General features: G+C 62.7%; 9 protein-coding genes. 3 read left to right on the top strand and 6 right to left on the bottom strand.

Going from position 1 to position 9010, the window contains the following annotated elements; all coding sequences use genetic code 11:
- A partial coding sequence (locus H147_RS0116455) for an ATP-binding protein (RefSeq protein WP_019956492.1) occupies positions 1-192 on the top strand: 192 nt, incomplete at its 5' end.
- A 60-nt stretch (positions 193-252) separates the two neighbouring features.
- Positions 253-564 carry a LysR substrate-binding domain-containing protein gene (locus H147_RS0116450; RefSeq protein ID WP_211216591.1) on the top strand — a complete coding sequence of 104 codons (312 nt, stop codon included), beginning with the start codon at positions 253-255 and terminating at the stop codon, positions 562-564.
- Here the strand turns inward: H147_RS0116450 and pheT are convergent.
- The 6 genes from pheT to cobN form a co-directional block, all read right to left on the bottom strand.
- Complete coding sequence (gene pheT / locus H147_RS0116445) at positions 553-2949, bottom strand: phenylalanine--tRNA ligase subunit beta (protein ID WP_019956490.1); 2397 nt, start codon at positions 2947-2949, stop codon at positions 553-555. The genes H147_RS0116450 and pheT overlap by 12 nt on opposite strands.
- 91 nt (positions 2950-3040) lie before the next feature.
- A complete protein-coding gene (locus H147_RS0116440) occupies positions 3041-3223 on the bottom strand; it encodes a hypothetical protein (protein ID WP_019956489.1) in 183 nt (60 codons plus the stop codon).
- A gap of 1 nt (position 3224) precedes the next feature.
- Complete coding sequence (locus H147_RS0116435; protein WP_019956488.1) at positions 3225-3653, bottom strand: ASCH domain-containing protein; 429 nt, start codon at positions 3651-3653, stop codon at positions 3225-3227.
- A 31-nt stretch (positions 3654-3684) separates the two neighbouring features.
- Positions 3685-4389: a YrbL family protein gene (locus H147_RS0116430; protein ID WP_019956487.1), complete on the bottom strand. Its 705-nt coding sequence runs from the start codon at positions 4387-4389 to the stop codon at positions 3685-3687.
- A gap of 70 nt (positions 4390-4459) precedes the next feature.
- Entirely contained in the window at positions 4460-5068 is a 609-nt protein-coding gene (cobO, locus tag H147_RS0116425) for a cob(I)yrinic acid a,c-diamide adenosyltransferase (RefSeq protein WP_019956486.1), read from the bottom strand.
- A 21-nt stretch (positions 5069-5089) separates the two neighbouring features.
- The gene (gene cobN, locus H147_RS0116420; RefSeq protein WP_019956485.1) at positions 5090-8800 is read right to left on the bottom strand and encodes a cobaltochelatase subunit CobN; all 3711 of its coding nucleotides are present in this window, start codon (positions 8798-8800) and stop codon (positions 5090-5092) included.
- 77 nt (positions 8801-8877) lie between these two features.
- Between cobN and H147_RS21510 the strand changes: the two genes are divergently transcribed.
- Positions 8878-9009: a hypothetical protein gene (locus tag H147_RS21510; RefSeq protein ID WP_257790143.1), complete on the top strand. Its 132-nt coding sequence runs from the start codon at positions 8878-8880 to the stop codon at positions 9007-9009.
- Position 9010 lies beyond the last annotated feature (1 nt).

The raw sequence follows: 9010 nt of genomic DNA, 5'->3' as shown, positions 1-9010 counted from the left end.
ATCACCACCAACCTGAGCTTCAGCGAATGGGCCAGCGTCTTTGGCGATGCCAAAATGACCACGGCACTGCTCGACCGTCTCACCCATCGCTGCCACATCCTCGAAACCGGCAATGACAGCTACCGCTTCAAGGCCAGCTCCGAAACAGCCAAGAAAAAGCGAAAGGAGACACCACCATTGACGCCATCATAATACGCAGATCATAACGACTGGGTGGGTCAGATCTCGATGAAAATGCCGGGTCAGTTCTCAGTGACAATCAACAGCTATGGCGACACAACCCGCATGGCCGAGCATCTGCAAAAGCGGGGGTTTCCGGTCGATGCCACCCAATTCCGTTATGCGTCCGAAAACGGGTCAGTGGCTTGGGCGCTGTGTCAGGGCGGTCTGGGCATCCTGCCGGTCGACATGCAGATCGCGCGCGCCTGTCCCGATATGCAACTGGTGTTGCCGGATCATCCACCGATCCTGTTTCCGGTCTGGCTTGTCACGCATGAGGACCTGCACACCAGCCCGCGGATCAGGCTGGTGTTCGATGTGCTGGCAGAGCTGTTAGCCGCGTAGCGTACCACCTGTCGCCTTGGTCACCTTGTCCACGATCTTGGCGCTGATCGCCTCGATCTCGGCGTCCTTCAGCGTTGCGGTCGTGGGTTGCAGGCGCACGGTGACGGCGATGGATTTCTTGCCGTCCCCCAGATTGCCGCCGATGAACTGGTCAAAGACCCGCACATCGCTGATCAGCGCCTTGTCCGCCCCAAGGGCCGCATTGACCAGCGTCAGCGCCTCGACCTCGTGGTCCACGACAAAGGCGAAGTCCCGTTCCACCGCTTGCAGGTCGGTCGCAACCAGTGGGGGGCGCGTCGCGGTCTTGGTTTTCGGCACGGGCACTTCGTCGGGCCAGATGCAAAAGGCGACGGCGGGGCCTTTGATATCCATCTCGCGCAGCACCTTGGGGTGCAGTTCGCCGAACACGGCCAGCACCTTTTTCGGACCAAGGCAGATCATGCCATGCCGACCGGGGTGCCACCATGCAGAGGCACCGCGCAGGATTTGCACCTTGGCGGGCGCGCCGATGGCGGCCAGTACGGATTCCGCATCCGCCTTGGCGTCATAAAGGTCGACCGCGCGAGACGTGCCATGCACGTCCTTGCTGGCGGTTTTGCCGATCAGCACGCCGGTGATCAGGTTGTGCTGCTCGCCCGGTTCGCCACCGTGGAAACCAGCGCCGACCTCGAACAAGGCCATGTCCATGAAGCCGCGCGCCTGATTGCGGGCCGCGGCCCGCAGCAGGCCGGGCAGCAGGTTGGGGCGCATATGCGACAATTCGCTGGAGATCGGGTTTTCCAGCATCGTCGCGTCATCGCCGCCGCCGAACAGGGTTGCGGCGTCTTTATCGACAAAGCTGTAGGTGACGCATTCATTGTAACCCAGCGCCGCCATCGTCCGGCGCGCGGATTGCTGACGCTGCTGGCCTGCGGTCAGGATCGGTTTGGGCACACCTACATCCATGCGCGGCATCGGCTTGCCCTTGAGCTTGGTCAGCGACGCGATGCGCGCGACTTCTTCGACCAGATCAGCCTCGCCCAGCACGTCGGGGCGCCATGACGGCACATGCGCCATGTCGCCTTCCAGCCGGAAGCCGAGGGCTGTCAGCGTCTGGCGCTGTGTGCTTTCGGGGATGTCCATGCCGACAAGGCTGATCACACGCTCCGCATCCAGCCGGTAAGCGCGGGATGTGTCGGGCACTTCGCCTGCGATGATCAGCTCTGACGCCTCGCCACCCGCATGATCGACGATCATCCGCACCGCATGTTCCAGCCCTTCGGGTGTGAAAGCAGGGTCGATCCCGCGTTCGAACCGGTAACGGGCGTCGGAATTGATCTTCAGCGCGCGGCCGGTATAGGCGATCTGGATCGGGTCCCAATAGGCGCTTTCGACAAAGACATTCACCGTCTCATCGGTGCAGCCGGTTGCGTCACCGCCCATGATGCCTGCAATGCTTTCCACGCCCTGATCGTCGGAAATGGCGATCTGGCCGGCCTGCAAGGCGTAGGTCCGGTCGTCGAGTGCCAGAATCGTCTCTCCATCCTTGGCGCGGTGGACGCGCAGATTGCCCTGCACTTTGTCGGCATCGAAGACGTGCAAGGGGCGGTTCAGGTCATAGGTGAACCAATTGGTCACATCGACAAGGAAACTGATGGGCCGCAGCCCGATGGCACGCAGCTGCGTTTGCAGCCATGCGGGGCTGGGGCCGTTCTTGACGCCACGGATCAAACGGCCATAGAAAACGGGGCATCCATCGCGTGTATCGTCATCAATGGATACGTTCATGTCAGCGGTGAAGCTGGCAGGCACCGGATCAACGCGCAGTGGTTTCAGCTTGCCCAGACCGCGTGCCGCAAGATCGCGCGCGATCCCGCGCACACCCAGCGCATCGGGGCGGTTCGGGGTGATCGCGATCTCGATCACCGGATCGACGCGGTCGGGCTGGTTGGCTGCCAGCCAGTCGGTGAACCGCTGGCCCACGGTGCCGGATGGCAGTTCGATGATCCCGTCATGTTCTTCGGACAGTTCCATCTCGCGTTTGGAACACATCATCCCGAAACTTTCGATGCCACGGATCTTGCCCACGCCGATCGTCGTGTCGATGCCGGGGACATAGGTGCCGGGGCTGGCGATCACCACGGTGATGCCCGCGCGCGCATTGGGGGCACCACAGATGATCTGGGTCAGCCCGTCCTTGGTCTGTACCTGACAGACACGCAGCTTGTCAGCGTCGGGGTGCTTTTCCGCGCTTTCGACATAGCCGATGGTGAAATCGGCTAGACGTTCGGCGGGGTTTTCCACGCCTTCGACCTCTAGACCCAGATCGGTCAGCGTCTCGGCGATCAGATCAACCGAGGCGTCTGTTTCAAGGTGGTGTTTCAGCCAGGAAAGCGTGAATTTCATCGTTATGTCCAGCGTATCTAATGTTGCAAGCGCTCTACCCGATATCGCAGCCATGCGAAAGACCGTAGGGCGGGGTTCACCCCGCCGCCCGTCACCGCCGCTTGTGCGCCGCTGCCCATTTGCTGACAGCCCATGCGGGCAACAGGATCACCGCCCAGCCCGCCGCATTGATGATCGTCAGCCGCAAGGCCAGATCGCGCGGCATGTCCGATGTCCACATCGCGATATGCGCAAGGACGATCAGGACCAGCAGGCAGGCGATCCAGAGGCGCATGTCACAACTCGCGCCCGGCCAGATCCTCGACCAGCGCGAAATGCTCGAAGACCAGCATCATCTCGGGGTCGAAACCGCCGTTGCGTTTGAAATAGGCCTTGTGATCCTTGCGCCAGCCCAGAAGGCTGTCGTTCTCGCCTTCGGCCAGCGCCATGTCTTCGGTCACGTCGCAGAACCGGATATGCTGCACCTTGGTGGTGCGGATCACCAGCGCGGGGGTGCCGTCCCAGTTGGCCGCGATATCGCAGCGGCCGACGACGGGCATGGACTCCGGGTCATCGGCAAATTCCGACGCCGCCCCGCAGGTTGCGGTTTTCTTGCGCTGCCGGACAAGGCCGATCAGATATTGGCAAAGCTCCGGCGTGTCGCCAAAGCGAAACGTGCCTGCGCCGGGATAGGTATCTTGCAGGTCTTCGGTATCGTCGGTCATGTGGTGGCTTTCCGGTCTGTGCGCTGCGCTCTTATAGGCCGTGGCGGGCCGGCATCCAAGCCGCCTGGCGAGGCAGCGCGAATTGCCTGTCCTGCGGATCCCAGTCCAATCCGGTATTCCGCGCAAGCCGCGCGCAACTGTCGTCCAGCCCCATGCGGTTGGACCAACGCCCCATCGACCGGACGGGTATCGCGTGGATATCGCCGAACCCGTCCACAAGCACGCATTCCTCCGGGCCCAGGTCGCTGCCATAATGACGCTGGCCAAAGACAAAGTTGTTGGGTTTCATGTCGCTTGCCCGGATGTCATGGGCATAGATGCGCGCGATCGTATCATTCAGCAGAGCGATATCCGCTTGCGTCAACGTGCCAGCGGTTGCCTTGGCGCCCAGTGTCTCACCGATCTGTCCATCCCGCCGCATGACCCGTTCGGTGATGCAGCCAAGGCCTTCGGTCGTCGGGGTAAAGCCGAACATATGCGCGATCGGTGCGTGAAAGTCAGCGTTGGGGTGGTTGAGCATGACCCGCATATATTCCGCATATTCCTTGCGGATCTGCCGCACACGGGTGCTCGGAAGCAGCCTGTCCATGATCCCGTTGAAATTGGTGCGTCGGGGCCGCGTGGCTGCGGGGCGCAAGACCTTGATCAGCTTGGAGGAATCAAAAGGATGCAGGTACACCGCGCGCTGGACGCCCGTTGCGACGATATCCGAAGTTTGAAGAGCCAATGCGCGCATCGAAGCAACATAAATGAACCGACTGGTTCAGTGCAAGGCCGATAACAGAAATATGAAGATGATACGACGCTCAGAACTCGACGCCGATCTGTGCCTTGATCCCTGCGCGGAACGGATGCTTGACCAGTTCCATTTCCGTCACCAGATCGGCCAGCTCGATCAGGTCCTCATGCGCGTTACGCCCTGTCAGTACCACGTGGGTCATCGGTGGTTTGTGATCGCGCAGGAAGGCCACGACCTCAGCGATGGCGACATAATCATAGCGGATCGCGATGTTGATTTCGTCGAGCAGGACCATCGTATTGGTCTCGTCCAGGATCAGTTCCTTGGCCTTGGCCCAGGCGGCCTGCGCCATTTCGGTATCGCGGGATTTGTCCTGCGTTTCCCAGGTGAAACCTTCGCCCATCGTATGAAAGGCGCAGGTGTCGCTGAATTTCGCGAGGATGAGGTCGCGTTCGCCCGTGGACATGCCGCCTTTGATGAACTGCACCACCGCGCATTTCATGTCATGCGCAATGCAGCGGAAGATCATCCCGAAAGCGGCCGAAGATTTGCCCTTGCCCTTGCCCGTATGAACGATGATCAGGCCCTTCTTGTCGGTTTTGGTCGCCATGATCTTGTCACGGGCGGCCTTTTTCTTGGCCATCTTCATCGCGTGGCGGTCGGGATCATCACTCATCTCGGCTCTCCTTTTGGGGGATCATAGCAGGCCTGCAATGCGCGCGCGCGCGGAATTCGAGGCGGGCTGCCACAGGTTGCGGTCAATCGCCTCTTGCAGGCGCTGAGCGATCTCGCGCAGGGCAGGCGGATTGGCCTCGGCGATAAAGTCGCGTGTGGCGTCGTCGGCCAGAAACGCGGCCTCGATCAGATCGAAATGGTGGTTGCGCACAGCCCCAGTCGTGGCGGCGAAAGCGAACAGGTAATCGACCGTCGCCGCGATTTCGAACGCGCCTTTGTAGCCGTGGCGTTTCACACCGTCGATCCATTTGGGATTGACCACGCGCGATCGCACGACACGCCCGATTTCATCGTCGAGGGTGCGGATGACAGGCCGTTCCGGGCGGGAATGGTCGTTGTGATAGATCGGGCGGTCGCGCCCTTGCAGCGTGCTGACGGCGGCGGCGGCCCCGCCTTCGAACTGGTAGTAATCGTCGCTGTCCAGAATGTCGTGTTCACGGTTGTCCTGGTTCTGCACGATGGCTTCGACCTGTGACAGCCGTTTCTTGAACGCCGCCTCGGCGCGGTCGCCGCTGGCCTTGGCACCGTAGGCATAGCTGCCCCAGGCGATATAGGCGGCGGCAAAGTCGGATTTGTCCGACCAGATGCGTTCGTCGATCAAGGATTGCAGGCCCGCGCCGTAAGCGCCGGGTTTGGCGCCGAAAACGCGGGTGGCATCCTCGCCCGCCTTGGCGCGCGCGGCGGCGGGGTTCAGGTCTGCGGGTTCGTCAAGGTCCTGCACGGCGCGGGCGGCGCTATCGACCAAGGCGATCAGTTGCGGAAAGGCGTCGCGGAAAAAGCCGGAAATGCGCAGGGTCACGTCCACGCGTGGACGGCCGAGCACGGTTTGCGGCAGAACCTCGAAACCTGTCACACGCCTGTTGGCGCTGTCCCATGTCGGCTTGACGCCCATCAGCGCGAGCGCCTGCGCGATATCATCGCCGCCGGTGCGCATATTGGCGGTGCCCCAAGCCGTGACCAGCATGGCGCGCGGCCAGTCGCCGTGATCTTGCAGGTGTTTGTCGATCAGCAGGTTCGCGGATTTCCAGCCAAGCGCCCAAGCGGTCGGTGTGGGCACGGCCCGGCTGTCGACACTGTAGAAATTGCGCCCCGTGGGCAGCACATCCAGCCGCCCGCGTGTTGGCGCGCCCGACGGGCCGGGTGGGATGAAATGCCCTGCAAGGACGGTGAGGAGGGCCGATCCTTCGGCAGGGCCGCAGGCACGGATCGTGGGCAGGATCGTATCCATGATTTCGGCAAGAACGGCCTGCGACGCGCGTGGGATAAACCCCACGACGTCCCGCCCGCCGTCCCGGACAAGACGCTGCGACAGGTTTTCGAGGCGTTCGACCGTATCGCCATTGGTCCGCCAGATGGTGCTGTCGGCCAAAGCCTTTGGTTTTTCGCGCGCAGGCGCAGCCATGTCGCAATCGAGCGGGTCGATGCTGATGCCAAGGTCCGTGGCCAAGGCGCGCAAGAGCGAGGCATTGCGCCCTTTACCGTCCCCACGCGGCACGCGGGCAAGGGCGATCGCAAGGTCCAGTTCCTGCTGGCCTGTAGGGGACTGGCCGAAGATATGCAGACCGTCCCTGATCTGCGCCTCTTTCAACTCGCACAGGTACGCGTCGAGCTTGCCAAGGTCGGTGTCAGTGTCGCCAATGAAACCCACGTCGCGCGACAGGCCCGTTGCGTCGGACAGCGACAGTATCTCGCGCCGCAGATGGGCGACGCGGCGCGGATCGACGCCTGCGGCTTCGTAATATTCGTCAACCAGCGCTTCCAGATCGCGCATCGGCCCATAGCTTTCGGCGCGGGTCAAGGGCGGGGTCAGATGGTCAATGATCACCGCCGATGTGCGCCGTTTGGCCTGCGTGCCTTCGCCCGGATCGTTGACGATGAAGGGATAGATATGCGGGGTGGGGCCGAACACCGCCTCTGGCCAGCAGGTTTCCGACAGCGCGACGGATTTGCCGGGCAGCCATTCCAAGTTGCCGTGTTTGCCCATGTGGACAATGGCGTCAGCCCCCCAGTGGTGGCGCAGCCAGAAGTAGAAGGCGAGGTAATTGTGCGGCGGGACCAGATCGGGGGAATGGTAGGTATCCTGCGGGTCGATGTTATAGCCGCGCGCGGGTTGCAGGCCCACGATCACGTTGCCGAAGGTGTGGATGGAGAGGGCGAACCCTGCGCCGCTGCCGCGGCTTGGGGCCTCCGGCGGGGATATTTCGGCTCGGAAGAATGGGTCGTCTTCGGGTTGGCCCCAGCGGGTGGTGATCTGTTCCTTGATGTCCCACGGCAGGGCGTCGAAATACTGGCGGTATGTGTCGAGGGGGAGCAATTCGCCGCCCTGTTTGTCGGCGCGGTCGGTCAGCCAGTTGGTGGGGCCTGCCATGATCTGCGCCATCAGCGCGGCGCTGTCGGCGGGCGGGGTGGTGGCGTAACCTGCCTGCGCCAGCAGTTGCAGGGTGCGGATCGTTGCCGCAGGCGTGTCGAGGCCGACACCATTGGCAAGGCGTCCGTCCTTGTTGGGGTAATTGGCGAGGATCAGGGCGACTTTTTTGTCTGCCGGGGGCGTTTGCCGCAGGCGCGCCCAGTTGGCAGTCAGCTGCGTGACGAAATCAACCCTGTCACCGCGCGCCTGATAGGTGGCGATGGGGCATTCGGTGGCCTCGTCAAAGAACGCCTCGCCTTTAAAGCTGATCGCGCGGGACAGAATGCGGCCGTCCACCTCTGGCAGGGCCACGTTCATCGCGATGTCGCGGGCGGTGAGGCCGTGCAATCCGTCTGCCCATGAGGATTCGGAGGCACCCGACAGGATCACCTGAAAGATGGGGGCGTCGTTGGACAAGAGCGGGTTTTGCGGGCTGTCGTCGCCGTCATGCGGGCTGCCCACGGCAAAGGCGGTGCAGTTCAGGATCACCGCGGGCGGCGCGGCGGTGAACAGATGGTCAAGCGTGGCGGTGCTGACGGGGTCTTTCAGGCTGGCCACGAAAACGGGCAGTGGGTTCAGCCCTGCGCGCGACAGGCTGCGGGTCAGACGGTTGATCGGGTTCAGCCCGCCGCCCTGCACCAAGGCGCGGTAGAAGATGATCGGGATGATGGGTGCCCCGTCGGTCCATGTCGCCTGTGCCGTGGTCAGATCGGCGATGCCCGCCCCCGGCCAGTAGACACCGGCGCGCAGCAAGGGGGCGGCGGCGGCGGGTTTGTCGGAGCCGTCCAGCATTGCCTTGGCATAGGCCAGCGCGTTGATGCTGTTCTGCGGCCCGCCTTCGACCAGATAGGACCAGAGCGCATCGTAATCTGTGCCGCTGACGGTGGATAGCCCGCGCAATTCGGGGTCGGGTTTGTCGTCGCCGGGCAGGAAGGCCACAGGCACGCCAGCCTCGTGCAGGCCCGCGGCATATTGGGTCAGGCCGTATTTCCAATAACCCGCGCCGCCAAGGATGCGCGCGATCACAAGCCGGGATTTCGTGGCGCAATCGTCCAGATGCAGATCGACCGACAGGGGATGCGCGAGGTGCATCATATTCGCCAGCCGCAAGGTAGGCGGGTCAGTCATCTCGGCCCGCGCTTCGGCCAGGGCGGCCAGTTCGGTATCGGCAGCCGAGATGATGACCACATCGGCAGGGGTCTGGCCCAGATCGACAGGTTCCGTCCCGTCCGAAATCGCACCGGGGGTCGCGGCGAGCAGGTGCATCAGCTTTTGCCTTGTGCTAAGAGGCGGCCAAACACGAGGATAGACCCATGGATTACAACGCTGCAGGAGCACCGAAGATGGCTAAAAAAGGCCCCAAGCACGAAGAGCACAACGCGCCGGGATCGAAGAAAAAGCCCTTTGGCGCGCGTCCCGACAAGGCCGAATTGCTGGCCCGGATGAAAAAGGCCGCCGAGGAAAAGAAAGGCTGAA

Source organism: Yoonia vestfoldensis DSM 16212, assembly GCF_000382265.1.
In the GTDB taxonomy this organism is placed as follows: Bacteria; Pseudomonadota; Alphaproteobacteria; order Rhodobacterales; family Rhodobacteraceae; genus Yoonia; species Yoonia vestfoldensis.
Note: the sequence above shows the minus strand (reverse complement) of the source record. Positions and strands in the feature narration are given on the sequence as shown.